Below are 25,558 nucleotides of genomic sequence, written 5' to 3' on the forward strand. Positions count from 1 at the left end.
CGCCGCGCCATGATGCTGCCTCGCCATGCCCACGCTGGTTGCCGCCCTCACGCTGTCGGCGCTTCTCAAGATGGCGCATGTCGATCTGCCGCGCTGGCATCTGGCGTTCTGGTTCGGCCTGCTGGTCGCACTGGCCCTGTTCGGGTCCATGCCGCGCACGCAGGCCGTCCTCAACGGGGCGGGCAGCTTTCTGGCCGCGTGGCTCTACTTTGTGCTGCTGGAGCGCACCGACAACCGCCAGGACCGGGCACTGCACTGGCTCATCCTGATCGGCGGGTTCTTCCTGCTGATCGCCTCGCGTCTCTACATTGACATCCGTGTGTACGGCATCAGCTTTTAGCCAGTTCACCCCATTCACCGATACCGACGGCAACCCCTCATGAAGTACCTCAGCACCCGCGGCCATGCAGACCGCAAGCAGTTTTGCGACATCCTCCTCGAAGGCCTGGCGCCCGATGGTGGCCTGTACCTGCCCGAGCATTACCCGCAGGTGGATGACGCCATGCTCACGCGCTTGCGCAAGGCCTACCACGAGCAAGGCTATGCAGAGCTGGCGTTCCAGATCCTGTCGCTCTACATCGACGACATCCCCGCTGCCGACCTGAAGGCCCTGTGCGCCAAGACGTACACCGCCGAAGTGTTCGGCACGGGCGAGATCGTGCCCCTGCGCCACCTGGAAAACAGTCTGTGGCTCGAAGCCCTGTCCAACGGCCCCACACTGGCCTTCAAGGACATGGCCATGCAGTTGCTGGGCAACCTGTTCGAGTACGAACTGGGCCGTCGTGGCGAGCAGCTCAACATCCTGGGCGCCACCAGCGGCGACACCGGCAGCGCGGCCGAATACGCCATGCGTGGCAAGGCGGGCGTGCGTGTGTTCATGACCAGCCCGCACGGCCGCATGAGCGCCTTCCAGCAGGCGCAGATGTTCAGCCTGCAGGACGAGAACATCCACAACATCGCCATCGAAGGCGTGTTCGACGATTGCCAGGACATCGTCAAGGCCGTCTCCAACGACCACGCCTTCAAGCACAAGTACAAGATCGGCACGGTCAACTCCATCAACTGGGCGCGCCTGCTGGCGCAGGTGGTGTATTACTTTGCGGGCTACATCCAGGCCACCGAGACCAACGACCAGAAGGTCAGCTTCACGGTGCCCAGCGGCAACTTCGGCAACGTGTGCGCAGGCCATGTGGCGCGCATGATGGGCCTGCCCATTGCCAAGCTGGTGGTGGCCACCAACGAGAACGATGTGCTCGACGAGTTCTTCCGCACCGGCGTGTACCGCGTGCGTGGCAGTGCGGATACGCACGAAACGTCCAGCCCCTCCATGGACATCAGCAAGGCCAGTAACTTCGAGCGCTTTGTGTTCGACCTGCTGGGCCGCGACGGCGCGCGCACCAAGGCTTTGTTTGGCGATGCCCTGTCCAAGGACGGTCGGTTTGATCTGAGCCAGGACCCGTGTTTTGCCGATGCCGCTGCCAAGTACGGCTTTGAAAGCGGCAAGAGCACCCATGCTGACCGCCTGGCCACCATCCGCGACAACTACCAGCGCCATGGAGTGACCATCGACACCCACACCGCCGACGGGGTGAAGGTGGCCCTGGAGCACCATCAGGACCCGAACGTGCCGATGATCGTGCTGGAGACGGCGCTGCCCATCAAGTTTGCCGAGACCATCGTCGAAGCCCTGGGCCATGCGCCCGAGCGGCCTGCCAAGTTTGCCGGCATCGAAGACCTGCCCAAGCGGGTGCAGGTGATGCCCGCCGATGTGGACTTGGTCAAGGCCTACATCGAGCGCCATTGCGCGTGAGCCGGGCGGGGTGACGGCTCAGCCCGGGCAGTCAGGCCGCAGGTGCCAGTAGGCGCTTTGCAGGTCGGGATAGCCCGGGTTTGTGATCAAAATCGCCCCAAGCGCTAGTCTGATATGCGCTGCAAGCTATAAATAGCATAGCTAATCAAGGAGCAGTGGATGAAGGTTGTCGGTTTTGCCGGGTTCTCCGGCAGTGGCAAGACCACGCTGGTCGAGCAGTTGATCCCCGCGCTGCGGCTGCGGGGGCTGCGCGTATCGGTGGTCAAGCATGCCCACCACAGTTTTGATGTGGACCACCCGGGCAAGGACACCTACCGCCACCGTGAGGCGGGGGCTTTCGAAGTGGTCGCCGCATCGGACAAGCGCCTGATGCTGGTGCGCGAGTTCGAGCAGCCCGCCACGCTCAGCGTGCATCACCTGCTGGCCGAGCTTTATCAAGGCGTGGACTGGGTGCTGGTGGAGGGCTTCAAGGACAGCGACCTGCTCAAGATCGAGGTCTGGCGTGCGCCCGAGCCCGGGCAACTGGCCAAACCCGTGCGCTACCCGGAAGATGACTTTGTGGTGGCCGTCGCCACCGATGCGCCCGAGAGCCTGCCGGTGCCCACGCAACTGCCGCTGTTGGACCTCAACGCGCCCGACCAGGTGGTGGACTGGCTCATCCAGTACGAACACCGCTTTGAATACAACTGGGAACTGCACGGGGGGCTGCTGCCATGCGCCCCGCAATGAAGCCCCTCAAGCCGCTGGACGAGGCGCTGGCGGATCTGTTGGCGCAAGCCCAACCGCTGCCTGGCACCGACACGGTCACCACCTTTGACGCCGACGGCCGCGTGCTGGCACAAAGCTGCGTGTCGGCCTTGCAAGTGCCCCCGCAGGACAACAGCTCGATGGACGGCTATGCCGTGCGTTGCGCTGATGTGGCGGCGGCCGGTGTGGTGTTGCCCGTGTCGCAGCGCATTCCTGCGGGCAGTGCGGGCGACCCGCTGCTGCCTGGCACGGCGGCGCGGATCTTCACCGGCGCGCCGGTGCCTGCAGGCGCCGATGCCATCCTGATGCAGGAGGACTGCGAGGCCCTGGCGGCGGCCGAAGGCCTGGGTTCGGTGCGGATCAACGCTGTGCCCCAAGCGCGTCAGTGGATTCGCAGTGCGGGCGAGGACATCACCCGGGGTGCGGTGGTGCTGTCAGCGGGCACGCGTCTCACTCCGGCCGAACTGGGGCTGGCGGCCAGCATTGGCCTGCACCAGCTGCAGGTGGCGCGCCGTCCGCGCGTGGCACTGTTCTCCACGGGCGATGAACTGGTCATGCCCGGCGAGGTGCCGCCCGAGCAGATGCGCCCCGGCGCCATCTACAACAGCAACCGCTTTTTCCTGCGCGCCATGCTGCTGCGCCTGGGCTGCGAGGTCACCGACTTTGGCATCGTGCCCGACCGGCGCGACGCCACCATCGACGCCCTGCGCCAGGCCAGCAGCGCACACGACCTGATCCTGACCAGCGGCGGCGTGAGCGTGGGAGAGGAAGACCACATCAAGCCGGCGGTAGAGACTCTGGGCACGCTGGACCTGTGGCAGATCGCCATGAAGCCCGGCAAGCCGTTTGCCTACGGCCAGATCCCGCGAGAAGGCGGCGCCGCCCACTTCATGGGCCTGCCCGGCAACCCGGTGTCGAGCTTCCTGACCTTTGCGTTGCTGGTGCGGCCCTTCGTGCTGCGGCTGCAGGGTGTGCAGGATGTGGCGCCGCAAGCTGTGGCGGTCCGTGCCGATTTCCATTGGCCCAAGGCCGACAAACGCCGCGAGTTTCTGCGCGTGCGGCGCAACGCGGCGGGCGGGCTGGACCTGTTCAGCAACCAGAGTTCGGGCGTGCTGACCTCGGCGGCCTGGGGTGACGGCGTGGTGGACAACCCGGCGGGCCAGACGATTGCGCCGGGGGACACGGTGCAATTCATCGCGTTTTCGGAGTTGCTGGGATGAAGATCACTGTGCGCTACTTCGCATCGATCCGCGAAGCCATTGGGCAAGGCAGTGAGGCGGTCGAAACCGCCGCCACCACGCTGGGCGCCTTGCGCGACGACCTCATCGCTCGCGGCGGTGCCCACGCCAGCAGTCTGGCGCGGGGCCGCGCCGTGCGCATGGCGCTCAACCAGACCTTGAGCGACGAGTCCGCCACCCTGGCTGATGGGGCCGAGGTGGCGTTTTTCCCCCCGGTTACCGGGGGCTGAGCCCGGGCAGGGCCTGCAGCCGCTGCTCCAGCGCGGCGGAGGCCGCTGTCATCGGTGCGCGCAGTTCATTGCGCATCCAGCCCGCGTGGGCCAGCACGGCCTTCAGCGGCGCCGGGTTGGCTTCTGCAAAGCACGCCTCCACCCAGGGCAACAAGGCTTGCCATACCCTGCGGGCCTCCGGCAGGTCACCCGCGCGCAGCAACTCCATCAAGGCCACAAAACGCGGTGCCTGCCAGTGCGCGCTGGCAGCAATGGCGCCGTGGCCGCCCAGGGCCAGGGTGGTGAACATCTGCGCATCTTCGCCCGCCAGCACGGCCAGGCGCCCGTCCGCGATCAGTGCCTGGGTCTTGGCTGCATTGCCGCCGCAGTCCTTGATGGCGCAGATGCGCGGGTGTTCGGCCAGTGCCAGCAGGGTGTCGGTGGCCAGGGTGGCGCCTGTGCGGTAGGGGATGTCGTAGATGACCAGCGGCGCGGCGCTGGCGTCGGCAAGGGCGCGGAACCACAGCAGCAACCCGTCTTGCGACGGGCGGATGTAGTGCGGTGCCGGTACCAGCAGTCCGGCCAGGGGGTACCGCGCCAGGGCCTGCACCCATTCTTGCGTCTGGCCCAGGTGGTAGCCCGACAGTCCCATCACCACGGGCAGGCCTTGTGAGGCGTCGAGCACCGTCTCCAGCACGGCCAACTGCTCCGCCTTGTCGAGCGCTGCGGCTTCGCCGGTGGACCCGCAGGCCATAAAGCCTGCAATGCCCTGGCCGGCCAGCTTCTTTGTCATACGGGCGAGGGAGGGGTGGTCCACAGCGCCGTCATGGAACGGGGTGACCAGAGGAATCCAGAGACCCTGGAATGGGGTGGAAGAGGCAGAGACTGCAGGCATGCGAAGCGTCCTTTCAAGGTTCGACCAAGGGAAGAACCGTCACAGGTGCGCGAGTCGCCAGGAGCCAAAAAAGGGAGATTTTTGCCAACAGGTTCCGTCGCTCATCCGGGACGGAACCACACAGCTCCGGTCAGATGAGCTGGGGTTTTTTGGTTTTGACCACGCACTGCAATGCCACCGCAGGTGCGGAGGTCATGGCAAAGAGTGCGTACGTGGGCATGGGGCGCAGTATAGCCAAGGCTTTGCAAAGGCCATGGACCCGGACCCATCAGCGGGAGGGCAGTCCCGGTGGCGCGTCATCCACCGGCGTGGGTGGAGGGGCTTGGAGCAACGGGCATTGCCACACCAGCAGCTCGGCCAGCCGGGTGACGATCCACGTTGCCTCGGGCATCGACACGCCAGATTCCGCCGTGCACAGTCCTGCATGGATGCGCTGCAGGATCTCGGTCTCTGACGGCGCCTGCACGTGGTACAGCGTCTGTGCGTGCTCCACCAGGTGGCCCGCCAGGTCTTCGCACAGCTCGTAGCGGGTGCGCACGGCGTCCGCCTTGTCGGTCAGGCGACCCCGTGCGTCGGTGTACACCGCCATGAAGGACGGGGGCACGTGGATCTGGTTGTCGTCGTCCATGGGCTCAGTCGGGGGTAAAAAGCCGCTCGAACTTGGCCTGGTCGGCAGCCAGCTCAAAGGTCACGACCTGGCCCATTTTCATGTCCGACAGGCGGCAGGCGCCGAACAGCGTGGTTTTGCCCGCCAACTCCATCACATCGAGGTCAATGATGGCGTAAGGGTGGGGCACGAAGACCTGGTGATCGAACACATCGCGGACCGCATTGCGCGGGGATGGATAGAGCTTGTAGAGGTCGGTCTCAATCGTTTGTGTGGCCATGGGCGGGGGAGGGCTAGAAGATCGCGCACCCGATCGCATGCGGGTACAGTGCGGGCGAATCGTACAGACAAATGTTTTTACCAAGTTATGGCACGCAACAAAAGTGAATGGCCCGCCAAGGTACTGGCGCTGGTCCGGGGCGGCAACCTGCCTGCCGCCGTCGCACAGATCAAGGTGGCGCCCAGCGTGGGCGACATCACGCGCCTGCAAGCATTGCTGGCCCAGTTGCCCTCGTCGCCCGCACTGGTGCAGCTGAACAAGGTGGTGGAAGAAGAGCGCGCACTGCTGGCTGCACCACGGCTGCATCGCTCGCCTTGATGCGCCTTTCTGGCCGAACTTCCTACGCCCCCCGCTGAGAGCTATTGCCATGAGCCTGCCCCGTGTTTCCATCCAGACCGAGGACTTTGACCTGTCCGTTGAAATCGCCACCCTCCGCCGCGAGAACAAGGGGGTGGGTGCTGTGTGCAGCTTTGTGGGCACCGTGCGTGACCGCAACGATGGCGACCCGGTGTCGTCCATGGAGCTGGAGCACTATCCCGGCATGACCGAAAAATCCATCGAAGCCATGGTGAACGAGGCCTTTCGGCGCTTCGATATTTTTGGTGCCCGCGTGATTCACCGTGTGGGGCTGCTGCAGCCGCTCGACCAGATCGTGCTGGTGGCGGTGACCAGCGCGCACCGGGGGCAGAGTTTTCAGGCCTGCGAGTTTCTGATGGACTACCTCAAGACCCAGGCGCCTTTCTGGAAAAAGGAACAAACCCCCCAGGGCGCCCGCTGGGTGGATGCGCGGGTGAGTGACGACGCTGCGCTCGCGCGCTGGGGCATCACGGCGGCCAACGCCTGAACCAGCAGCGGCCGGTGCGCAGCGCCTGCGCCGTGCCAGGGCGTCTCAGCGATGCGGTGAGCCTGTGTCTTTGTAGGGGGTACGTGGGGTCAGGGTTTGCTGGTGTATCCCAGGCAGGCACCTGCATTGGCGCGACCCTTGCATTCCCGGTACAGCCGGCGGTCACGGTCCGAGCGGCTTTCCTCGGATGAGCTTCGCTCCTGTTTCACCTTGGTGGACTTCTTTTTCTTGCTCGCTTCGCCATGGGCGCCTTGGGTCGCGTTCTTGGTCGTGGCGTGGCTTGCCCCGGAATGCAGCCCGAAGCACAGGGCCAGCATGCACAAAAGCAGGGGAGCGGTCGTCTTGTGCAGTGCCACGTGGGTCGAGGGGTGTGGAGCCGGGGTGGGTGGCATGTTGAATCGTCCGGGAGTGAAGTGTTGAAATTCCGGGGCTTGGCTGATCCACGAGTGATCTTAAGGGTGGCTTGGGCTGGAATGCGCCGGGGTGGCCCTATGTCACCGGCGCCGGAGCTGCGGCGTATCCTCGGCGCTACACAGGCGGTCCAAGGCGGCAACAGGCCTTTGGTTCAGATCGGGTGACACCGGCCTGGGCGTGTGCCGAGAGACCGGCCAGAAGTGAATTCAGGGCCTCGGGTTATAATCCGCGAGTTTTGCATGGTGCAAGACGCACGCCTGCGGCCGTTCCAGCTGCTGGCGCAAGTAAAAACCATGGCTTTCCGCTTGCGGCAGGCCACATTCAAGGAAAAAACATGATTGCATCCTCCATCAAGGCCGAAGTCGTCAAGGCGAACGCCCGTGCTGCCAACGACACTGGTAGCCCGGAAGTGCAAGTGGCTCTGCTGACCGCTCGCATCAACGAACTGACCCCTCACTTCAAGACACACGCCAAGGACCACCATGGTCGCCGTGGCCTGCTGCGCATGGTGAGCCGTCGTCGCAAGCTGCTGGACTACCTGAAGGCCAAGGACGCTGACCGTTACACCGCGCTGATCGCCAAGTTGGGTCTGCGCAAGTAATTTTCATTGCATGCCAAAACGCCTGGGTTAGTCCGCTAGCTCAGGCGTTTTTTACTTCGGAGTCGCAAAACAGAGCGAAGCTGTGTCATTCCAATGAAGTTGTTGCCGCTGCATTGTGTAGCACTTCACTGGAATGGCATCGTGTTCTGAATTGCTCTCCAAGCCAATCTGGTAGGGCACTACCAGCTATTAAAACAGGAGCTGAACATGAGCATTTTCAACAAAGTCACCAAGACCTTCCAATGGGGCGACAAGACCGTCATCATGGAAACGGGCGAGATCGCCCGCCAGGCCTCCGGCGCCGTGCTGGTGAACATTGACGACACCGTGGTGCTGGCCACTGTGGTGGCTTCCAAGTCCGCCAAGCCCGGCCAGGACTTTTTCCCGCTGACGGTGGATTACATCGAGAAGACGTACGCCGCAGGCAAGATCCCCGGCAGCTTTTTCAAGCGCGAAGCCAAGCCCAGCGAACACGAAACCCTGACCAGCCGCCTGATCGACCGTCCGATCCGCCCGCTGTTCCCTGAAGGTTTCTTCAATGAAGTGCATGTGGTGGTCCACACGATCTCGTTGAACCCCGAAGTGGACGCTGACATTGCAGCCCTGATTGCCACCAGCGCAGCCCTGGCCATCTCTGGCATCCCGTTCAACGGCCCCATCGGTGCCGCCCGCGTGGGTTACATCAACGGCGAATACGTGCTGAACCCCGGCCAGACTGCGCGCAAGAACTCGCAGATGGACTTGGTGGTGGCGGGCACTGAAGCTGCTGTGCTGATGGTGGAGTCCGAAGCCCAGCAACTGTCCGAAGAAATCATGCTGGGCGCCGTGGTGTTCGGTCACGAGCAAGGCAACGTGGCCATCAACGCCATCCACGAACTGGTGCGCGACGCGGGCAAGCCCGTGTGGCAATGGGAAGCGCCTGCCAAGGACGAAGCCTTGATCGCCAAAGTGGTGGCTCTGGCTGACGACAAGCTGCGCGCTGCCTACCAGATCCGCAACAAGCAAGCCCGTACCCAAGCCTGCCGTGAAGCCTACGCTGCTGTGATGGCTGGCCTGAAGGCCGATGGCGTGGAGTTCGACTCCGTCAAGGTCGAAGGCATGCTGTTCGACATTGAAGCAGGCATCGTGCGCAGCCAGATCCTGGCGGGCGAACCCCGCATCGACGGCCGCGACACCCGCACCGTGCGCCCCATCGAAATCCGCAACAGCGTGCTGCCCCGTGCCCACGGCTCGGCCCTGTTCACGCGTGGTGAAACCCAGGCGCTGGTGGTGACCACGCTGGGCACCGAGCGCGATGCACAGCGCATCGACGCGCTGGCCGGCGAGTACGAAGACCGCTTCATGATGCACTACAACATGCCTCCCTTCGCCACCGGCGAAGTGGGCCGCATGGGCTCGACCAAGCGCCGCGAAATCGGCCACGGCCGTCTGGCCAAGCGTGCTCTGGTGGCTGTGCTGCCGACCAAGGAAGAATTCCCCTACACCATGCGTGTGGTGTCGGAAATCACCGAGTCCAACGGCTCCTCGTCCATGGCTTCGGTGTGCGGCGGCTGCCTGTCGCTGATGGACGCCGGCGTGCCCATGAAGGCGCACGTGGCGGGTATCGCCATGGGCCTGATCAAGGATGCCAACCGTTTCGCCGTGCTGACCGACATCCTGGGTGACGAAGATCACCTGGGCGATATGGACTTCAAGGTGGCGGGTACCACGGGCGGTATCACGGCCCTGCAGATGGACATCAAGATCCAGGGCATCACCAAGGAAATCATGCAGGTGGCACTGGCCCAGGCCAAGGAAGCGCGCATGCACATCCTGGGCAAGATGCAAGAAGCCATGGGTGAGGCCAAGACCGAAGTGTCAAACTTCGCGCCCAAGCTGTACACCATGAAGATCAACCCCGAGAAGATCCGTGACGTGATCGGCAAGGGCGGCGCCGTGATCCGTGCGCTGACCGAAGAAACCGGCTGCCAGATCAACATCGAGGAAGACGGCACCATCACCATCGCCGCCACCGACGCTGCCAAGGCTGACGAAGCCAAGCGCCGCATCGAGCAGATCACTGCCGAGGTCGAGATCGGCAAGATCTACGAAGGCCCTGTGACCAAGATCCTGGACTTTGGCGCACTGATCAACCTGCTGCCCGGCAAGGACGGTCTGCTGCACATCAGTCAGATCGCCCACGAGCGCGTCGAGAAGGTATCCGACTACCTGACCGAAGGCCAGATCGTGAAGGTCAAGGTCATGGAAACCGACGAAAAGGGCCGCATCAAGCTGTCCATGAAGGTGTTGGCAGATCGTCCCGCTGGCGGCAGCGACCGCCCCGCGCCTGCAGAGCGTGGTGACCGCGAACCCCGCCGCGACCACGGCCGCGATGGCGGCCGTCATCCCGCCGAGCAGCAACAGCAGCAGTCCCTGCCTGCAGATGGTGCCTCTGCCCAGGTGAACGGCTAAATCGCGGATGTGCTATTGATTTGGTAGCTGCCAGGGCATGTAAGTCATGCGCTAGCGGCCCAAATCATTCCAATCCATATCCGGTAAACCCCGTTATGCAAGCTGTCGAGATCACATCCTTTGGTGGGCCTGAGGTGCTGCGTCTGGGTGAGCGTCCTGCTCCCGTGGCGGGGGCGGGTGAGCTGCTGATCCGCGTGGCGGCCAGTGGCATCAACCGCCCCGACGTGTTGCAGCGACTGGGCCACTATGCGCCGCCCCCCGGCACCTCGGACCTTCCGGGGCTGGAGGTCGCGGGGGTGGTCGAGTCGGGCGATGCTTCGGCGATGGCAGAGGCGGGCATTCGTGTGGGTGACCGCGTTTGCGCCTTGGTGGCAGGTGGTGGTTATGCCCAGTGGTGCGTCGCACCGGTGGTGCAGTGCCTGCCGGTGCCTGAGGGCTTCAGTGACGTGGAGGCTGCTTCCCTTCCGGAGACGTTCTTTACGGTGTGGAGCAATGTCTTTGACCGTGCGCGTTTGCAGGCGGGGGAAACCTTGCTGGTGCAGGGCGGCACGAGCGGCATTGGCGTGACCGCCATTCAGCTCGCCTGTGCGTTCGGTGCCACCGTGATCGCCACGGCGGGCAGCGATGACAAGTGTGCGGCTTGCCTTTCACTGGGTGCACACCACGCTATCAACTACAAGTCCCAGGACTTTGTGGCCGAGGCGAAGCGAATCACCGAAGCGCGTGGTGTTGACGTGGTGCTCGATATGGTGGCAGGTGACTATGTTGCCCGCGAAGTCGAATGCCTTGCCGAGGATGGCCGGATCGTCATCATCGCCGTGCAAGGGGGCGTGCAGAGCGGCTTCAATGCGGGACTGGTGCTGCGCAAGCGTCTCACCATCACGGGGTCTACATTGCGTCCGCGTCCCGTGGCGTTCAAGGGTGCAATTGCACGCTCGCTGCGCGAGCATGTCTGGCCCTTGCTGGCAGCGGGCAAGGTCCGTCCGGTCATCCATAGCACGTTTGCCGCGGCGGACGCCGCACAAGCCCATGCGCTGATGGAGTCCAACCAGCACATCGGCAAGATTGTTTTGACGTGGAAATCATGAACAACAAGAAAAAACTCATCGCCGGTAACTGGAAGATGAATGGCGGCCTGGCCGCCAACGAGGCTTTGTTGAAGGCCTTGATTGCGGGCACCGCAGAGGTGGCTTGTGATATCGCTGTCGCAGTGCCTTCGCCCTATCTGGCGCAGGTGCAGGCATTGACAGCCGGCACTGCCATTGCGGTGGCGGCGCAGGATGTGTCTGCGCACGAGTCGGGCGCCTACACCGGTGAAGTATCCGTGGCCATGCTGAAGGATTTTGGTGTGCGTTATGCGCTGGTGGGGCACTCCGAGCGTCGCCAGTACCATGGTGAAACCGATGCAATCGTGGCGGAGAAAGCCCAGCGCGCGCTGGCGGCGGGTGTGACTCCAGTCGTCTGCGTGGGTGAAACTCTGCAAGAGCGTGAAGCGGGCATGACCGAGGCGGTGGTCAAGCGCCAGCTCGCCGCAGTGATCCATCTGAACGGCCATTGCATCAGCGAGATCGTGGTGGCTTACGAACCTGTGTGGGCCATCGGTACGGGTCGCACTGCGTCGCCGGAGCAGGCGCAAGCCGTGCATGCGGTGCTGCGCACCCAGCTGGCGGCTGCGAGCGAGCATGCGGATCGCATCCGCTTGCTGTACGGCGGCAGCATGAACGCAGCCAATGCGGCCCAGCTGCTGGCCCAGCCCGATATCGACGGCGGCCTGGTCGGCGGTGCCTCGTTGAAGGCGCCCGACTTCCTACAAATCATTGCGGCAGCCCGTTGAGGCGGCTGCGAGGCAAACAATTCAATCAGGAGTGAACAGAGAATGAACGTGATCGTGAATGTGATTCTGGCGGTGCAGATGTTGGCGGCCTTGGCCATGATTGGCCTGATCCTGATCCAGCATGGCAAGGGGGCTGACATGGGTGCCGCCTTTGGTAGTGGCAGCTCGGGCAGCCTCTTCGGTGCCAGTGGCAGCGCCAACTTCCTGTCCCGCACGACGGCTGTGCTGGCAGCCGTGTTCTTTGTCTCGACGCTGGCATTGGCCTACTTTGGCAATGCGCGTCCTGCCAGTTCGGGCAGCGTTCTGGAAACGCCTGCGGCTGCCGTGCCCGCCAGCGCACCGGCTTCTGAGGCGCCTGCGGCGCCTGCGACTCCCGCCTCTGGCGCAGCGCAGATCCCGACCAAATAATTGAACTGAATTTCGGCCCTCTGGGCCGAAGCAGGGTTTTTCCGGAGTAGAATTCTGGATTGTCTGGAAAGCCAAAAGCCGCAAGGTTCCTCATGCCATCCAGATGCAAAAATCAGCCGTCGTGGTGAAATTGGTAGACACGCTATCTTGAGGGGGTAGTGGCGAAAGCTGTGCGAGTTCGAGTCTCGCCGACGGCACCAAAACAAAGGCCTGCCTGCATGACCCGGCTTGGGTCCTGACGGGCAAGGCCACAGCGGTGAGCACATCCTCAAGATGAACCTCGATCAGTACCTCCCCGTCCTTTTGTTCATCTTGGTCGGCATCGCCGTAGGCGTTGTCCCCCTTGTACTCGGCTACATACTGGGCCCCAACCGCCCAGATGCCGCAAAGAACTCCCCCTACGAATGTGGCTTTGAAGCCTTCGAGGATGCGCGCATGAAATTCGATGTGCGCTACTACCTCGTGGCCATTCTCTTCATTCTGTTCGACCTGGAAATCGCATTCCTTTTCCCCTGGGCGGTCACGCTGCACGAGGTGGGTGTTGCCGGTTTCGTGGCGGTCGTCATTTTCCTGGCCATTCTGGTCGTGGGCTTTGCCTACGAGTGGAAAAAGGGTGCCCTGGATTGGGAATGAGCGGACTTCAACAAGGACAATGCAATGATTGAAGGCGTGATGAAGGAAGGCTTCATCACCACGAGTTACGACTCCGTGGTGAACTGGGCCAAGACCGGTTCCCTGTGGCCGATGACGTTTGGTCTGGCCTGCTGTGCTGTCGAAATGATGCATGCGGCAGCGGCTCGGTATGACATCGGCCGTTTTGGTGCGGAAGTGTTCCGTGCCAGCCCCCGTCAGTCCGATCTGATGATCGTGGCAGGAACGCTGTGCAACAAGATGGCCCCGGCTTTGCGCAAGGTCTACGACCAGATGTCCGAGCCCCGCTGGGTTCTGTCGATGGGTTCGTGCGCCAATGGGGGTGGCTACTACCACTACAGCTACTCGGTGGTGCGCGGTTGTGACCGCATTGTGCCCGTAGATGTCTACGTGCCCGGCTGCCCTCCGACGGCAGAAGCCCTGATTTACGGGATCATTCAGTTGCAGCAGAAGATCCGCCGCACCAACACCATTGCTCGCGTCTGAAGGGTTGATGATGACAGCTGTTGCCATTCGGCCTGAGAAGCTCAAGGACAATATCGCTGCGGCTCTGGGTGCCAAAGTGCGCCAGATTTCGGTGGCCCTCGACGAGGTGACCGTGGCGGTCGCCGCTGCCGACTATCTGGACGCCATGCGCCTGCTGCGCGACTCCGAAGGTTGCCGTTTTGAGCAACTGATCGATTTGTGTGGTGTGGACTATTCTGCGTATGGGGATGCTGTCCATGAAGGCGCCCGCTACTGTGTGGTGTCGCATCTGTTGTCGGTCAGCCTCAACCAGCGCTTGCGCGTGAAGGTGTTCTGCCAGGACGACGACTTCCCGGTCGTTCCCTCGGTGGCTGAGTTGTGGAACTCCGCCAATTGGTACGAGCGCGAAGCGTTTGACCTGTTTGGCATCGTTTTCGACGGCCATAACGACCTGCGCCGCATTCTCACGGACTACGGCTTTATCGGGCACCCCTTCCGCAAGGATTTCCCGTTGTCGGGTCATGTCGAAATGCGCTACGACGCCGACCAGCGCCGCGTGGTGTACGAACCCGTGTCCATCGAGCCGCGCGAAATCACGCCGCGCATCATCCGCGAAGACAAGTACGGAGGCCTGCACTGAGCCGCCCCGCGTCTCATGTGATCCATCATGGCTGAAATCAAGAACTATTCCCTGAACTTTGGTCCGCAGCACCCTGCGGCGCACGGTGTGTTGCGCCTGGTGCTGGAGCTGGACGGCGAGGTCGTGCAACGCGCTGACCCGCACATCGGTCTGCTGCACCGCGCCACCGAAAAGCTGGCCGAACACAAGACCTACATCCAGTCGCTGCCTTACATGGACCGGCTGGACTACGTGTCGATGATGTGCAACGAGCACGCCTACTGTCTGGCGATTGAAAAATTGCTGGGCCTGGAAGTGCCGGTGCGCGCGCAGTACATCCGCGTGATGTTCTCCGAAATCACGCGCCTGCTGAACCACCTGATGTGGCTCGGTTCGCACGGTAACGACTGCGGCAGCTCCACGATCCTGATTTACACCTTCCGCGAGCGTGAAGACCTGTTCGACATGTACGAAGCGGTTTCTGGTGCGCGCATGCATGCGGCGTATTTCCGTCCCGGCGGCGTATACCGCGATCTGCCCGACAGCATGCCGCAGTACAAGGTCAGCAAGATCAAGAACGCCAAGGCACTGGAGGCTCTGAACCAGAATCGCCAGGGTTCTTTGCTGGACTTCATCGACGATTTCACGCAGCGGTTCCCCGGCTGCGTGGACGAGTACGAAACGCTGCTCACCGACAACCGCATCTGGAAGCAGCGCACCGTAGGCATCGGCGTGGTGCCGCCTGAGCGGGCGTTGAATCTGGGCATGACTGGCCCCATGCTTCGCGGCTCCGGCATTGCCTGGGACCTGCGCAAGACCCAGCCGTACGATGCATACGACCGCGTCGACTTCGACGTGCCAGTGGGCAAGACCGGCGACTGCTACGACCGCTATCTGGTGCGTGTGCAGGAAATGCGCGAGTCCAATCGCATCATCAAGCAATGCGTGGACTGGCTCAAGGCCAACCCCGGCCCGGTGATCACCGACAATCACAAGGTTGCCGCGCCTGCGCGTGAATCCATGAAATCGAACATGGAAGAGCTGATCCACCATTTCAAGCTCTTCACGGAAGGCTTCCACGTCCCCGAAGGCGAGGCCTACGCCGCTGTGGAGCACCCCAAGGGCGAGTTCGGTATCTACCTGGTGAGCGATGGTGCCAACAAGCCTTACCGCCTCAAGATCCGGGCACCGGGTTTTGCGCATCTGGCCACGCTCGACGAAATGGCGCGTGGCCACATGATTGCGGATGCCGTCGCCATCATTGGCACCATGGATATCGTGTTCGGAGAGATTGACCGATGATTACCGAAGCGACCAAGGCGCGGTTTGCGCGCGAAGTGGCCAAGTACCCCGTAGACCAGAAGCAGTCTGCGGTGATGGCGTGCTTGTCCATCGTTCAGCAGGAGCAAGGCTACGTCAGCGCCGAAAGCGAGGCGGTGATCGCTGACTATCTGGGCATGGCACAAATCGCCGTGCACGAAGTCACGACCTTCTACAACATGTACAACCAGCAACCGGTGGGAAAGTACAAGCTCAACGTGTGCACCAATCTGCCTTGCCAGTTGCGCGACGGGCAGAAGGCGCTGCATCACCTGGAAAAGAAGCTGGGTGTGTCGATGGGTGAGACCACGCCTGATGGCCTGTTCACCCTGCAGCAGTGCGAATGCCTGGGTGCTTGCGCCGATGCGCCCGTGATGCTGGTGAACGATCGCACGATGTGCAGCTTCATGGACAACGACAAGCTCGACCAGCTCGTGGACGGCCTGCGCGCCGCGGAGGGCCAGTGATGACCACGGCAGCCCAAATACTCTCCCAGTTCCAGGCCACAGGTGTTCAGACCTGTTTCCATGACCGCCATATCAACCCCCAGATCTATGCGGGACTCAATGGCAGCAACTGGAGCATCAAGGACTACGAAGCGCGTGGCGGCTATCAGGCGCTGCGTCGCATCCTGGGCAAAGACGGTAACGAGGGTCTGACGCAAGATCAGGTCATTGCCACTGTCAAGGAATCCGGTCTGCGTGGCCGCGGCGGCGCGGGCTTCCCTACGGGTCTGAAGTGGAGCTTCATGCCCCGCTCATTCCCTGGCCAGAAGTATCTGGTGTGCAATTCCGACGAGGGCGAGCCTGGTACCTGCAAGGACCGTGACATCCTGCAGTTCAACCCGCACATCGTCATCGAAGGCATGATCATCGCTGCCTATGCGATGGGCATCTCTGTTGGCTACAACTACATCCACGGCGAGATCTTCCAAACCTACGAACGGTTTGAAGCTGCGCTGGAAGAAGCACGGGCAGCGGGTTACCTGGGTGACAACATTCTGGGTAGCAGCTTCAGTTTTCAGTTGCATGCGGCCCATGGTTTTGGCGCCTATATTTGCGGTGAAGAAACGGCATTGCTCGAATCGCTGGAAGGCAAAAAAGGGCAACCCCGTTTCAAGCCGCCGTTTCCCGCCAGCTTTGGCCTGTACGGCAAGCCCACCACGATCAACAACACGGAAACCTTTGCGGCCGTGCCATGGATCATTCGCAACGGCGGAGCGGCTTACCTGGAGTGCGGCAAGCCCAACAACGGCGGCACCAAGATTTTCTCGGTGTCCGGCGACGTTGAAAAGCCCGGTAACTATGAGGTGCCCCTGGGTACCCCGTTTGCCAAGCTGCTGGAACTGGCCGGTGGTGTGCGCAAAGGCCGCCAGCTCAAGGCGGTGATCCCTGGCGGTTCGTCGGCACCTGTCTTGCCAGCATCCATCATCATGGAATGCACGATGGACTATGACTCCATCGCCAAGGCCGGCTCCATGCTGGGCTCGGGTGCCGTGATCGTCATGGACGACTCCCGGAGCATGGTCGAGAGCCTGCTGCGTCTGTCGTATTTCTATTCGCACGAATCCTGCGGCCAATGCACGCCTTGCCGTGAAGGCACGGGCTGGATGTGGCGCGTGATCGATCGCATCCAGCATGGCCAGGGCCGCGAGGGCGACCTGGATCTGCTCAATTCCGTGGCAGACAACATCCAGGGCCGCACCATCTGTGCGCTGGGTGATGCCGCAGCCATGCCTGTGCGCGCCATGATCAAACACTTCCGTCCCGAGTTTGAGGCACTGATCCGGAACAAGGCTCCACAAGCCGCGACTTCCGTCTGATCGCGAGAGAACATATGGTTGAAATTGAACTGGACGGTCAGAAGGTGGAAGTCGCCGAAGGCTGCATGGTGATGCATGCGGCTGAAAAGGCGGGCACTTACATTCCGCATTTCTGCTACCACAAGAAGCTTTCGATCGCCGCCAATTGCCGCATGTGCCTGGTGGACGTGGAAAAAGCGCCCAAGCCCATGCCTGCCTGCGCCACGCCGGTCACGCAGGGCATGATCGTGCGCACCAAGAGCGACAAGGCCATCAAGGCTCAGCAGTCGGTCATGGAGTTTCTGCTGATCAACCACCCCCTGGACTGCCCTATCTGCGACCAGGGTGGCGAGTGCCAGCTGCAGGATTTGGCGGTGGGCTACGGTGGTTCTTCCTCGCGTTACGAGGAAGAAAAGCGTGTGGTGTTCCACAAGGACGTGGGCCCGCTGATCTCCATGGAAGAGATGAGCCGCTGCATCCACTGCACCCGCTGCGTGCGCTTCGGCCAGGAAGTGGCGGGCGTGATGGAGCTGGGCATGATCCATCGTGGCGAACATTCTGAAATCACCACGGTCACCGGCGACACGGTGGACTCCGAGTTGTCGGGCAACATGATCGACATCTGCCCTGTCGGAGCACTGACCAGCAAACCTTTCCGCTACAGCGCCCGCACCTGGGAGCTGTCGCGCCGCCGTTCTGTGAGTCCACATGACTCCACTGGCGCCAACCTGATTGTCCAAGTCAAGAACCACAAGGTCATGCGCGTGGTCCCGTTCGAAAACGAGGCTGTCAACGAATGCTGGATTGCCGACCGTGATCGTTTCTCATACGAAGCGCTCAACGGCGACGACCGCCTGACCCAGCCCATGCTCAAGCAGGGCGGTGTGTGGAAGGAAGTGGACTGGCAGACTGCGTTGGAATACGTGGCCAACGGTCTCAAGAACATCAAGAACGATCACGGCGCCGCCAGCATTGGTGCGCTGGTGAGCCCTCACAGCACGGTGGAAGAGCTGTACCTGGCCAGCGCCCTGGTGCGTGGCCTTGGCAGCGACAACATCGACTATCGCCTGCGCAACGCCGAGTTCGCTGCGCCCGAAGGTATTCGCTGGCTCGGTACGTCCATCGCTTCGTTGTCCACACTGCAGCGCGTGCTGGTGGTGGGCTCCAACCTGCGCAAGGACCATCCGCTGTTTGCGCAGCGCATCCGCCAGGCGGCCCGCCATGGCTGCCAGGTCAATGCCATCGCTTCGGTCACCCATGACTGGGCCATGCCGGTGCAGACATTTGTGGAACAGGGGGCTGGCCAATGGGTAGAGATGCTCGGAGGCATTGCTTCCGCCATCGCCCAGGAAAAGGGTATTGCTGCTCCGCAAGGTGCCAGTGCGGCCAACGAGGCTGCCCAGGCCATCGCCCGCTCGCTGCTGGGCGGCGAGCGCAAGGCTGTGCTGCTGGGCAATGCGGCGGCGCACCATGCGCAAGCCACCCAATTGCTGGCATGGGCCAACTGGATTGCAGAGAACACCGGCGCGACAGTGGGTTACCTGACAGAAGCTGCCAATACCGTGGGCGCGCAGTTTGCGGGCGCTCACGCTGTCAACGGTGGTCTGAATGCGGCTCAAATGCTCTCCGGTGGTTTGAAGGCGGCGGTGCTGCTGAACACTGAGCCCGTTCATGATTCTGCTGCGGGTGCTCAGGCTGCAACTGCCCTTGCTGGTGCAGAAATGGTGGTCACGTTGAGCCCGTTCAAGGCCAACATGGAGTTCAGTGACGTTTTGTTGCCAATTGCTCCGTTCACCGAGACCTCGGGCAGCTTTGTCAACGCCGAAGGGCGCATACAGAGTTTCCATGCCGTGGTGCGCCCGCTGGGCGATACCCGTCCGGCATGGAAGGTTCTGCGCGTGCTGGCCAATCTGCTGGGCGTTCCAGGTTTCGACTTCGAAACCTCCCAGGACGTGCTGGCCCGTGCCACAAATGCCCCTGCCGGTACCGTCACGCAAGTGCCTGCCCTACAGTTGTCGAATGCTGTGAAGGCAGTGCCCGCTGCGACGGCTGCAACTGGTGAACCGGTCGTGGCTTCCATCTATCAACTGGACGGCTTGGTGCGCCGTTCCACGTCGCTGCAGCTGACAGCCGACGCACGCATGGCACGTGAAGGAGTGGCCGCATGATCGACGCGATCTACAACGCGGGCCTGAACCTGCTCTCCTTTGGGTGGTGGACCGGCATAGTCTGGCCAGTGCTCTGGATCCTGATCAAGATCGTCTGCATCCTGGCGCCGCTCATGGGTGCCGTGGCTTACCTCACGTTGTGGGAGCGTAAGCTGCTGGGCTTCATGCAAGTGCGCCATGGCCCCAACCGCGTGGGGCCCATGGGGTTGCTGCAGCCCATCGCCGATGCGCTGAAGCTGCTGACCAAGGAAATCATCCAGCCCACCGCGGCCAGCAAGGGCCTGTTCGTCTTGGGGCCTGTTATGGCCATCATGCCGGCCTTGGCTGCCTGGGTGGCGATTCCCTTCGGTCCCGATGTGGCCCTGGCTAATGTGAATGCCGGCCTGCTGTTGGTGATGGCTATCACGTCCATCGAAGTCTATGGCGTGATCATTGCCGGCTGGGCCTCCAACTCCAAGTACGCCTTCTTGGGTGCACTGCGGGCCTCGGCGCAGATGGTGAGCTACGAGATCGCGATGGGGTTCTGTTTCCTGGTCGTGATCATGGTCTCGGGCAGCATGAACCTGACGGAAATCGTGCTGGGGCAGGGCAGAGGCATGGCTGCAGACAAGGGCCTGACTTTCCTGTCCTGGAATTGGCTGCCCTTGCTGCCGATCTTCCTCGTGTACTTGATCTCTGGCGTGGCAGAAACCAATCGCCACCCCTTTGACGTCGTGGAAGGCGAGGCAGAGATCGTGGCCGGCCACATGGTCGAGTACTCGGGTATGGGTTTCGCGATCTTCTTCCTTGCCGAATACGCCAGCATGTGGCTCGTGTCCATTCTGGCGGCGCTGATGTTCCTGGGTGGCTGGTTGCCTCCGATCGACAGCGCTCTGTTCAACTGGGTGCCGGGCTGGATCTGGCTGGGTCTCAAGACCTTCCTTGTGGTGTCCATGTTCATCTGGATCCGGGCCACCTTCCCACGGTTCCGGTATGACCAGATCATGCGTCTGGGCTGGAAGATTTTCATTCCGGTCACGCTGGTGTACTTGTTGATTGTTGGCGGGTGGTTGCTCTCGCCTTGGAATATCTGGAAATAAGCGGGGACACAAATGACTGCTGTTGCTGCTGCTGCACCTTTTTCGTTCAAGGATTTCTTCAAGAGCTTCATGCTCGTGGAGTTGCTCAAGGGGATGGCCCTGACTGGCCGCTATGCGTTTCGCCGCAAGGTGACCGTGCAGTTCCCTGAAGAGAAGACGCCTTTGTCGCCACGTTTTCGTGGACTGCATGCGCTGCGCCGTTACGACAATGGCGAAGAGCGTTGCATTGCTTGCAAGCTGTGCGAAGCCGTATGCCCAGCGATGGCCATCACCATCGAATCGGATGTGCGTGCTGATGGTTCGCGCCGCACCACGCGCTATGACATCGATCTGACGAAGTGCATTTTCTGCGGCTTCTGCGAAGAGAGCTGCCCGGTCGATTCGATCGTCGAAACACACATCTTTGAGTACCACGGCGAAAAGCGTGGTGACCTGTATTTCACGAAGGACATGCTCTTGGCCGTGGGCGACCGGTACGAAGGTGAAATTGCGGCAGCCAAGGCTGCAGACGCCAAGTACCGCTGAGCGGTGCGGGGTTCAGCCTCTTTGCCAGACTTTCTATAAAGACCCGATTCATGGACGCCAAGACTGGTTTCTTCTATCTCTTCTCGGTGGTGCTGCTGTTCGCGGCCTTCCGGGTGATCACTGCGCGCAACCCCGTGCACGCGGTGCTGTATCTCATCCTTGCGTTTTCGCAGGCGGCGGCTGTCTGGCTGTTGCTCAAGGCCGAGTTCCTGGCGATTGCACTCGTGCTGGTGTACCTGGGCGCGGTCATGGTGCTCTTCTTGTTCGTGGTGATGATGCTGGACATTCACATCGATACCGTGCGCAAGGGGTTCTGGAAACACTTCCCATTGGCGGCTCTCATCGGGGCGGTCATCGCCCTGGAAATGGCGGCGGTGCTGATGGGTGGATTCCGGGGCATGGAAGAGCCCAAGGCGATCGCTGCCGTGGTCGATGCGGCCGGCCATGTCGTCCCTTACTCCAATACCAAGGCGCTGGGCAAGCTGCTGTACACCCAGTATCTGTACCCCGTTGAGATAGCGGCAGTTATTCTGCTGGTGGCCATGGTTGCAGCCATCGCTCTGACCCTGCGTCAGCGCAAGGACAGCAAGGCCATTAATCCATCCACGCAGATTCGTGTGCGTGCGGCTGATCGTCTGGCTGTGGTCAAGGTGGCTGCCACCCAAAAGCCTGCGGCGGAAGAGCCTGCCCAAGCTGCTGCCGAGGAGAAAAAAGCATGACATTGACTCTGGGCCACTTTTTGTCGCTGGGCGCCATGCTGTTTGCGCTCGCTGTGATTGGCATCTTCCTGAATCGCAAGAACCTGATCGTGCTGCTTATGGCGATTGAGCTCATGCTGCTGGCCGTGAACATGAACTTCGTGGCGTTCTCCCACTACCTGGGAGACATGCACGGCCAGGTGTTCGTGTTCTTTATCCTGACCGTGGCAGCCGCCGAATCGGCGATCGGCCTGGCCATCCTGGTGCTGCTGTTCCGCAACAAATCCAGTATCAACGCGGAAGACCTCAACACCCTTAAGGGTTGATGGGTCACGAGTATTCCCAAGGTTCTCAAGAATGAGTCAAACCCTCTCTGCTTCAACGCTCCTGGCTGTGCCTTTGGCACCGCTGGCGGGCGCCGTGCTGGCCGGCATCTTCGGTACGACCTTCGGTGGTAACTGGATCGGTCGTCGTTTGAGCCACACCCTGACCATCCTCGGCGTACTGGTTGCGTTCATCCTGTCGGCCATGACGCTCAAGAGCGTTGCGCTCGACGGTGCCCGCTTCAATGAAACCCTGTACACCTGGATGGTGGTGGGTGGCCTGAAGATGGAAGTGGGCTTCCTGATTGACAGCCTCACCGCAATGATGATGGTGGTCGTGACCTTCGTGTCGTTGATGGTGCACATCTACACCATCGGCTACATGGAAGAGGACGAGGGCTACAACCGCTTTTTTGCTTACATCTCGCTGTTCACGTTCTCCATGCTCATGCTGGTCATGAGCAACAACCTGCTGCAGTTGTTCTTCGGCTGGGAGGCGGTGGGCCTGGTGTCCTATCTGCTGATTGGCTTCTGGTTCAACAAGCCTACTGCCATCTTCGCCAACATGAAGGCGTTTCTGGTCAACCGCGTGGGTGACTTCGGCTTCATTCTGGGCATTGGCCTGATCGCCGCCTACACCGGCACCCTGAACTATGGCGAGATCTTCGCCAAGGCTGGCGATCTGGGCGCGCTGTCTTTCCCCGGCACCAGCTGGATGCTCGTTACCGTGATCTGCATCTGCCTGTTCATCGGTGCGATGGGCAAGTCAGCCCAGTTCCCGCTGCACGTCTGGCTGCCCGATTCGATGGAAGGCCCCACCCCCATTTCGGCACTGATCCACGCCGCCACCATGGTGACGGCCGGTATCTTCATGGTGTCGCGCATGTCACCGCTGTTCGAACTGTCAGACACCGCGCTGAATTTCATCCTGGTGATCGGTGCCATCACGGCATTGTTCATGGGTTTCCTGGGCATCATCCAGAACGACATCAAGCGTGTAGTGGCCTACTCCACCCTGTCCCAGCTGGGTTACATGACGGTGGCCTTGGGCGCTTCGGCCTACTCGGTGGCCGTGTTCCACCTCATGACCCACGCGTTCTTCAAGGCGTTGCTGTTCCTCGGGGCTGGCTCGGTCATCATGGGCATGCACCACAACCAGGACATTCGCTGGATGGGCGGCGTGCGCAAGTACATGCCGATTACCTGGATCACCTCGCTGCTCGGCTCGCTGGCCCTGATCGGGACCCCGCTGTTCTCGGGTTTCTACTCCAAGGACAGCATCATTGAGGCCGTGCACTTCAGCCACCTGCCAGGTGCGGGCTTCGCACACTTCGCTGTGCTGGCAGGCGTGTTCATCACCGCGTTTTACTCGTTCCGGATGTACTTCCTTGTCTTCCATGGCAAGGAACGTTACGACCAGAACCCGGATGCTCACCACGACGATCACCATGCCCATGATGACCACCACGGTCATGATGCCAAGCCGCACGAGTCGCCCTGGGTGGTGACGGTCCCCTTGGTGCTGCTGGCCATCCCGTCGGTGGTGGTGGGCTTCCTGTTCATCCAGCCCATGCTGTTCGGTGATTTCTTCAAGGATGTCATTTTTGTGGATGCGGCCAAGCACCCGTCCATGGCACATATCGCTGAACATTTCCACAGCGCATGGGAGATGGCTCTGCACGGCTTGAAGACGGCCCCGTTCTGGCTTGCTGCGGCGGGTGTGGCTACCTCGTACTACATGTACATGGTCAACCCCGCGGTGCCTGCGGCACTCAAGCGCTTCTTCGAATCGATCAAGGTCTACCAGCTGCTGGAAAACAAATACGGCATGGACTGGATCAACGAGAACATCCTGGCCCGTGGTGCCCGTGCACTGGGCGTGGGTCTCTGGAAGGGCGGAGATCAGGCGGTGATCGATGGCGCTTTGGTCAATGGCTCTTGGAAGTTGGTGCGCTGGGTGGCCGGTGCCGTGCGTTGGGTGCAGTCGGGCTTCATCTACCACTATGCGCTGGTCATGATCCTGGGTGTTTTTGTGCTCATGACGTATTTCGTCTGGCTCAACAAGTAGGAGAAGAATAAAAATGGGTCTGTTGAGTCTTGCAATCTGGACACCGATTGCGTTTGGTGCGCTGTTGCTCGCCATCGGGCGCGACGAACATGCGCGTGCAGTGCGGTGGTTGGCGCTGGTGGGAGCCTTTCTTGGGTTCCTGGTCACGCTGCCTCTGTACGATGGCTTCAAGCTGGGTACGGCAGCCATGCAGTTCGTGGAGAAGGCCGACTGGATCGAGCGCTTCAACATCCACTACCACCTCGGGGTGGACGGCATCTCCTTCTGGTTCGTGCCGCTGACTGCATTCATCACCGTCATCGTGGTGATTGCTTCCTGGGAGTCCATCACCGAGCGCGTGAACCAGTACATGGGCGCCTTCCTGATCCTCTCGGGGCTCATGATCGGTGTCTTCAGTGCACTCGACGGCATCCTGTTCTACGTGTTCTTCGAGGCGACGCTGATCCCGATGTACCTGATCATCGGTATCTGGGGCGGCCCCAACAAGATCTACGCGGCGTTCAAGTTCTTCCTGTACACGCTGCTCGGTTCGCTGCTGATGCTGATCGCGCTGATCTACCTGTACAACCAGTCGGGTGGCAGCTTTGACATTGCAACCTGGCACCAGCTGCCATTGAGCGGCCGTGCGCAGACCCTGTTGTTCTTTGCCTTCTTTGCCGCCTTCGCTGTGAAGGTACCCATGTGGCCAGTCCACACCTGGCTGCCCGACGTGCACGTGGAGGCGCCTACCGGTGGCTCCGCAGTGCTGGCCGCCATCATGCTGAAGCTGGGTGCCTACGGTTTCCTGCGGTTTTCTCTGCCGATCGCTCCTGACGCTGCACGCCAGTGGGCATGGCTGATGATTGCCTTGTCGCTGATCGCCGTGATCTACGTGGGTCTGGTGGCCATGGTCCAGAAGGACATGAAGAAGCTGGTGGCCTACTCGTCGGTGGCGCACATGGGCTTTGTGACACTGGGCTTTTTCATCTTCAATGATCTGGGTGTCTCTGGCGGTATCGTCCAGATGATTGCGCACGGTTTTGTGTCCGGCGCCATGTTCCTGTCCATCGGCGTGCTTTATGACCGCGTTCACTCGCGTGAGATTGCCGCCTATGGTGGCGTGGTGAACACCATGCCCAACTTCACGGCTTTCGCTTTGCTGTTTGCCATGGCCAACTGCGGCCTTCCGGGCACGGCTGGTTTTGTGGGCGAATGGATGGTGATCCTGGGTGCTGTCAAGGCCAATTTCTGGATCGGTCTGGCCGCTGCCACGGCGCTGATTTTTGGTGCTGCCTACACCCTGTGGATGTTCAAGCGTGTGTACCTGGGCCCCGTGGGCAATGACAACGTCAAGGGCTTGACGGACATCGACAGCCGCGAATTCCTGGTGCTGGCTGTTCTGGGCATCGCAGTGCTGGCCATGGGCCTCTACCCCCGTCCGTTCACCGATGTGATGGACACCTCGGTGGCAGAACTGCTCAAGCATGTCGCGCAGACCAAGCTGAACTGAACAGACCAGACTGA

The 25,558-nt window shown here is 61.5% G+C and carries 29 protein-coding genes and 1 tRNA gene; 26 read left to right on the plus strand and 4 right to left on the minus strand.

Features of this window, described 5'->3' with window-relative positions; genetic code table 11:
• Positions 1–25: 25 nt before the first annotated feature.
• From ACT531_RS09180 to moaD, 5 genes are all read left to right on the plus strand, one after another.
• Complete coding sequence (locus ACT531_RS09180) at positions 26–340, plus strand: response regulator (RefSeq protein WP_309825412.1); 315 nt, start codon at positions 26–28, stop codon at positions 338–340.
• 39 nt (positions 341–379) lie between these two features.
• On the plus strand, positions 380–1,810 hold the full coding sequence (thrC, locus tag ACT531_RS09185; RefSeq protein ID WP_015013257.1) for a threonine synthase: 1,431 nt from the start codon (positions 380–382) through the stop codon (positions 1,808–1,810).
• Positions 1,811–1,969: 159 nt separating this feature from the next.
• Positions 1,970–2,539 (plus strand): molybdopterin-guanine dinucleotide biosynthesis protein B, encoded by a 570-nt coding sequence (gene mobB, locus ACT531_RS09190; protein WP_015013258.1) that lies wholly within the window; start codon positions 1,970–1,972, stop codon positions 2,537–2,539.
• Positions 2,524–3,777 (plus strand): molybdopterin molybdotransferase MoeA, encoded by a 1,254-nt coding sequence (locus ACT531_RS09195; RefSeq protein WP_476017219.1) that lies wholly within the window; start codon positions 2,524–2,526, stop codon positions 3,775–3,777. The genes mobB and ACT531_RS09195 overlap by 16 nt, the downstream gene beginning before the upstream one ends.
• Positions 3,774–4,025, plus strand: coding sequence for a molybdopterin converting factor subunit 1 (gene moaD, locus ACT531_RS09200; RefSeq protein ID WP_476017220.1), 252 nt, complete (start codon positions 3,774–3,776; stop codon positions 4,023–4,025). The genes ACT531_RS09195 and moaD overlap by 4 nt, the downstream gene beginning before the upstream one ends.
• Here moaD and dapA read toward each other — a convergent pair.
• The 3 genes from dapA to ACT531_RS09215 all read right to left on the minus strand — a co-directional run bounded on the left by dapA (position 4,012) and on the right by ACT531_RS09215 (position 5,786).
• Entirely contained in the window at positions 4,012–4,899 is an 888-nt protein-coding gene (dapA, locus tag ACT531_RS09205; RefSeq protein WP_476017221.1) for a 4-hydroxy-tetrahydrodipicolinate synthase, read from the minus strand. The two genes, moaD and dapA, sit on opposite strands and share 14 nt — an antisense overlap.
• 268 nt (positions 4,900–5,167) lie before the next feature.
• Positions 5,168–5,527 (minus strand): hypothetical protein, encoded by a 360-nt coding sequence (locus ACT531_RS09210; RefSeq protein ID WP_476017222.1) that lies wholly within the window; start codon positions 5,525–5,527, stop codon positions 5,168–5,170.
• 4 nt (positions 5,528–5,531) lie between these two features.
• Positions 5,532–5,786, minus strand: coding sequence for a hypothetical protein (locus ACT531_RS09215; RefSeq protein WP_476017223.1), 255 nt, complete (start codon positions 5,784–5,786; stop codon positions 5,532–5,534).
• Positions 5,787–5,873: 87 nt separating this feature from the next.
• Here ACT531_RS09215 and ACT531_RS09220 point away from each other — a divergent pair, with 87 nt between their 5' ends.
• Positions 5,874–6,104: a hypothetical protein gene (locus tag ACT531_RS09220; protein ID WP_015013264.1), complete on the plus strand. Its 231-nt coding sequence runs from the start codon at positions 5,874–5,876 to the stop codon at positions 6,102–6,104.
• Positions 6,105–6,153: 49 nt separating this feature from the next.
• Positions 6,154–6,630: a molybdenum cofactor biosynthesis protein MoaE gene (locus tag ACT531_RS09225; protein WP_476017224.1), complete on the plus strand. Its 477-nt coding sequence runs from the start codon at positions 6,154–6,156 to the stop codon at positions 6,628–6,630.
• Between the two features lie 89 nt (positions 6,631–6,719).
• Here ACT531_RS09225 and ACT531_RS09230 read toward each other — a convergent pair whose 3' ends face one another.
• Positions 6,720–6,986 (minus strand): hypothetical protein, encoded by a 267-nt coding sequence (locus ACT531_RS09230; protein WP_051022510.1) that lies wholly within the window; start codon positions 6,984–6,986, stop codon positions 6,720–6,722.
• 392 nt (positions 6,987–7,378) lie between these two features.
• On the opposite strand from ACT531_RS09230, the gene rpsO reads away from it, so the two are divergent.
• From rpsO to ACT531_RS09325, 19 genes are all read left to right on the plus strand, one after another.
• Complete coding sequence (gene rpsO, locus ACT531_RS09235; RefSeq protein WP_005793232.1) at positions 7,379–7,645, plus strand: 30S ribosomal protein S15; 267 nt, start codon at positions 7,379–7,381, stop codon at positions 7,643–7,645.
• A 207-nt stretch (positions 7,646–7,852) separates the two neighbouring features.
• Positions 7,853–10,096: a polyribonucleotide nucleotidyltransferase gene (gene pnp, locus ACT531_RS09240; RefSeq protein ID WP_015013267.1), complete on the plus strand. Its 2,244-nt coding sequence runs from the start codon at positions 7,853–7,855 to the stop codon at positions 10,094–10,096.
• A 95-nt stretch (positions 10,097–10,191) separates the two neighbouring features.
• On the plus strand, positions 10,192–11,184 hold the full coding sequence (locus ACT531_RS09245; protein ID WP_476017225.1) for an NAD(P)H-quinone oxidoreductase: 993 nt from the start codon (positions 10,192–10,194) through the stop codon (positions 11,182–11,184).
• Positions 11,181–11,930: a triose-phosphate isomerase gene (gene tpiA / locus ACT531_RS09250; protein WP_476017226.1), complete on the plus strand. Its 750-nt coding sequence runs from the start codon at positions 11,181–11,183 to the stop codon at positions 11,928–11,930. The genes ACT531_RS09245 and tpiA overlap by 4 nt, the downstream gene beginning before the upstream one ends.
• 42 nt (positions 11,931–11,972) lie before the next feature.
• Entirely contained in the window at positions 11,973–12,338 is a 366-nt protein-coding gene (gene secG / locus ACT531_RS09255; protein WP_015013270.1) for a preprotein translocase subunit SecG, read from the plus strand.
• A gap of 115 nt (positions 12,339–12,453) precedes the next feature.
• A tRNA-Leu gene (locus ACT531_RS09260) sits at positions 12,454–12,538 on the plus strand.
• A gap of 73 nt (positions 12,539–12,611) precedes the next feature.
• Positions 12,612–12,971, plus strand: coding sequence for an NADH-quinone oxidoreductase subunit A (locus ACT531_RS09265; protein ID WP_056061547.1), 360 nt, complete (start codon positions 12,612–12,614; stop codon positions 12,969–12,971).
• A 24-nt stretch (positions 12,972–12,995) separates the two neighbouring features.
• Positions 12,996–13,475 (plus strand): NuoB/complex I 20 kDa subunit family protein, encoded by a 480-nt coding sequence (locus ACT531_RS09270; protein WP_007849129.1) that lies wholly within the window; start codon positions 12,996–12,998, stop codon positions 13,473–13,475.
• A 10-nt stretch (positions 13,476–13,485) separates the two neighbouring features.
• Positions 13,486–14,094 (plus strand): NADH-quinone oxidoreductase subunit C, encoded by a 609-nt coding sequence (locus ACT531_RS09275; protein ID WP_476017227.1) that lies wholly within the window; start codon positions 13,486–13,488, stop codon positions 14,092–14,094.
• Positions 14,095–14,121: 27 nt separating this feature from the next.
• On the plus strand, positions 14,122–15,375 hold the full coding sequence (locus ACT531_RS09280; RefSeq protein WP_015013273.1) for an NADH-quinone oxidoreductase subunit D: 1,254 nt from the start codon (positions 14,122–14,124) through the stop codon (positions 15,373–15,375).
• Entirely contained in the window at positions 15,372–15,860 is a 489-nt protein-coding gene (gene nuoE / locus ACT531_RS09285) for an NADH-quinone oxidoreductase subunit NuoE (RefSeq protein ID WP_476017228.1), read from the plus strand. The genes ACT531_RS09280 and nuoE overlap by 4 nt, the downstream gene beginning before the upstream one ends.
• Positions 15,860–17,215, plus strand: coding sequence for an NADH-quinone oxidoreductase subunit NuoF (gene nuoF, locus ACT531_RS09290; protein WP_015013275.1), 1,356 nt, complete (start codon positions 15,860–15,862; stop codon positions 17,213–17,215). Before nuoE ends, nuoF begins: the two co-directional genes overlap by 1 nt.
• 14 nt (positions 17,216–17,229) lie before the next feature.
• Positions 17,230–19,362 (plus strand): NADH-quinone oxidoreductase subunit NuoG, encoded by a 2,133-nt coding sequence (nuoG, locus tag ACT531_RS09295; RefSeq protein WP_476017229.1) that lies wholly within the window; start codon positions 17,230–17,232, stop codon positions 19,360–19,362.
• Positions 19,359–20,441 (plus strand): NADH-quinone oxidoreductase subunit NuoH, encoded by a 1,083-nt coding sequence (nuoH, locus tag ACT531_RS09300; RefSeq protein WP_015013277.1) that lies wholly within the window; start codon positions 19,359–19,361, stop codon positions 20,439–20,441. The genes nuoG and nuoH overlap by 4 nt, the downstream gene beginning before the upstream one ends.
• 12 nt (positions 20,442–20,453) lie before the next feature.
• Positions 20,454–20,966, plus strand: coding sequence for an NADH-quinone oxidoreductase subunit NuoI (gene nuoI, locus ACT531_RS09305; protein WP_010463942.1), 513 nt, complete (start codon positions 20,454–20,456; stop codon positions 20,964–20,966).
• A 50-nt stretch (positions 20,967–21,016) separates the two neighbouring features.
• A complete protein-coding gene (locus tag ACT531_RS09310; protein WP_209817125.1) occupies positions 21,017–21,685 on the plus strand; it encodes an NADH-quinone oxidoreductase subunit J in 669 nt (222 codons plus the stop codon).
• Positions 21,682–21,990 (plus strand): NADH-quinone oxidoreductase subunit NuoK, encoded by a 309-nt coding sequence (gene nuoK, locus ACT531_RS09315; RefSeq protein WP_005793248.1) that lies wholly within the window; start codon positions 21,682–21,684, stop codon positions 21,988–21,990. The genes ACT531_RS09310 and nuoK overlap by 4 nt, the downstream gene beginning before the upstream one ends.
• A gap of 31 nt (positions 21,991–22,021) precedes the next feature.
• Positions 22,022–24,055, plus strand: coding sequence for an NADH-quinone oxidoreductase subunit L (nuoL, locus tag ACT531_RS09320; protein WP_291441612.1), 2,034 nt, complete (start codon positions 22,022–22,024; stop codon positions 24,053–24,055).
• Between the two features lie 13 nt (positions 24,056–24,068).
• Positions 24,069–25,544, plus strand: coding sequence for an NADH-quinone oxidoreductase subunit M (locus ACT531_RS09325; protein ID WP_476017230.1), 1,476 nt, complete (start codon positions 24,069–24,071; stop codon positions 25,542–25,544).
• Positions 25,545–25,558: the final 14 nt, after the last annotated feature.

This window comes from Acidovorax sp. DMC1 (assembly GCF_056314325.1).

What these genes read in the sequence shown, in the direction of transcription:
- ACT531_RS09180 (WP_309825412.1), top strand. Translation starts at nt 26, where the DNA reads ATGCCCACGCTGGTTGCCGCCCTCACGCTGTCGGCGCTTCTCAAGATG.
- thrC (WP_015013257.1), top strand. Translation starts at nt 380, where the DNA reads ATGAAGTACCTCAGCACCCGCGGCCATGCAGACCGCAAGCAGTTTTGC.
- mobB (WP_015013258.1), top strand. Translation starts at nt 1,970, where the DNA reads ATGAAGGTTGTCGGTTTTGCCGGGTTCTCCGGCAGTGGCAAGACCACG.
- ACT531_RS09195 (WP_476017219.1), top strand. Translation starts at nt 2,524, where the DNA reads ATGCGCCCCGCAATGAAGCCCCTCAAGCCGCTGGACGAGGCGCTGGCG.
- moaD (WP_476017220.1), top strand. Translation starts at nt 3,774, where the DNA reads ATGAAGATCACTGTGCGCTACTTCGCATCGATCCGCGAAGCCATTGGG.
- dapA (WP_476017221.1), bottom strand. Translation starts at nt 4,899, where the DNA reads ATGCCTGCAGTCTCTGCCTCTTCCACCCCATTCCAGGGTCTCTGGATT.
- ACT531_RS09210 (WP_476017222.1), bottom strand. Translation starts at nt 5,527, where the DNA reads ATGGACGACGACAACCAGATCCACGTGCCCCCGTCCTTCATGGCGGTG.
- ACT531_RS09215 (WP_476017223.1), bottom strand. Translation starts at nt 5,786, where the DNA reads ATGGCCACACAAACGATTGAGACCGACCTCTACAAGCTCTATCCATCC.
- ACT531_RS09220 (WP_015013264.1), top strand. Translation starts at nt 5,874, where the DNA reads ATGGCACGCAACAAAAGTGAATGGCCCGCCAAGGTACTGGCGCTGGTC.
- ACT531_RS09225 (WP_476017224.1), top strand. Translation starts at nt 6,154, where the DNA reads ATGAGCCTGCCCCGTGTTTCCATCCAGACCGAGGACTTTGACCTGTCC.
- rpsO (WP_005793232.1), top strand. Translation starts at nt 7,379, where the DNA reads ATGATTGCATCCTCCATCAAGGCCGAAGTCGTCAAGGCGAACGCCCGT.
- pnp (WP_015013267.1), top strand. Translation starts at nt 7,853, where the DNA reads ATGAGCATTTTCAACAAAGTCACCAAGACCTTCCAATGGGGCGACAAG.
- ACT531_RS09245 (WP_476017225.1), top strand. Translation starts at nt 10,192, where the DNA reads ATGCAAGCTGTCGAGATCACATCCTTTGGTGGGCCTGAGGTGCTGCGT.
- tpiA (WP_476017226.1), top strand. Translation starts at nt 11,181, where the DNA reads ATGAACAACAAGAAAAAACTCATCGCCGGTAACTGGAAGATGAATGGC.
- secG (WP_015013270.1), top strand. Translation starts at nt 11,973, where the DNA reads ATGAACGTGATCGTGAATGTGATTCTGGCGGTGCAGATGTTGGCGGCC.
- ACT531_RS09265 (WP_056061547.1), top strand. Translation starts at nt 12,612, where the DNA reads ATGAACCTCGATCAGTACCTCCCCGTCCTTTTGTTCATCTTGGTCGGC.
- ACT531_RS09270 (WP_007849129.1), top strand. Translation starts at nt 12,996, where the DNA reads ATGATTGAAGGCGTGATGAAGGAAGGCTTCATCACCACGAGTTACGAC.
- ACT531_RS09275 (WP_476017227.1), top strand. Translation starts at nt 13,486, where the DNA reads ATGACAGCTGTTGCCATTCGGCCTGAGAAGCTCAAGGACAATATCGCT.
- ACT531_RS09280 (WP_015013273.1), top strand. Translation starts at nt 14,122, where the DNA reads ATGGCTGAAATCAAGAACTATTCCCTGAACTTTGGTCCGCAGCACCCT.
- nuoE (WP_476017228.1), top strand. Translation starts at nt 15,372, where the DNA reads ATGATTACCGAAGCGACCAAGGCGCGGTTTGCGCGCGAAGTGGCCAAG.
- nuoF (WP_015013275.1), top strand. Translation starts at nt 15,860, where the DNA reads ATGACCACGGCAGCCCAAATACTCTCCCAGTTCCAGGCCACAGGTGTT.
- nuoG (WP_476017229.1), top strand. Translation starts at nt 17,230, where the DNA reads ATGGTTGAAATTGAACTGGACGGTCAGAAGGTGGAAGTCGCCGAAGGC.
- nuoH (WP_015013277.1), top strand. Translation starts at nt 19,359, where the DNA reads ATGATCGACGCGATCTACAACGCGGGCCTGAACCTGCTCTCCTTTGGG.
- nuoI (WP_010463942.1), top strand. Translation starts at nt 20,454, where the DNA reads ATGACTGCTGTTGCTGCTGCTGCACCTTTTTCGTTCAAGGATTTCTTC.
- ACT531_RS09310 (WP_209817125.1), top strand. Translation starts at nt 21,017, where the DNA reads ATGGACGCCAAGACTGGTTTCTTCTATCTCTTCTCGGTGGTGCTGCTG.
- nuoK (WP_005793248.1), top strand. Translation starts at nt 21,682, where the DNA reads ATGACATTGACTCTGGGCCACTTTTTGTCGCTGGGCGCCATGCTGTTT.
- nuoL (WP_291441612.1), top strand. Translation starts at nt 22,022, where the DNA reads ATGAGTCAAACCCTCTCTGCTTCAACGCTCCTGGCTGTGCCTTTGGCA.
- ACT531_RS09325 (WP_476017230.1), top strand. Translation starts at nt 24,069, where the DNA reads ATGGGTCTGTTGAGTCTTGCAATCTGGACACCGATTGCGTTTGGTGCG.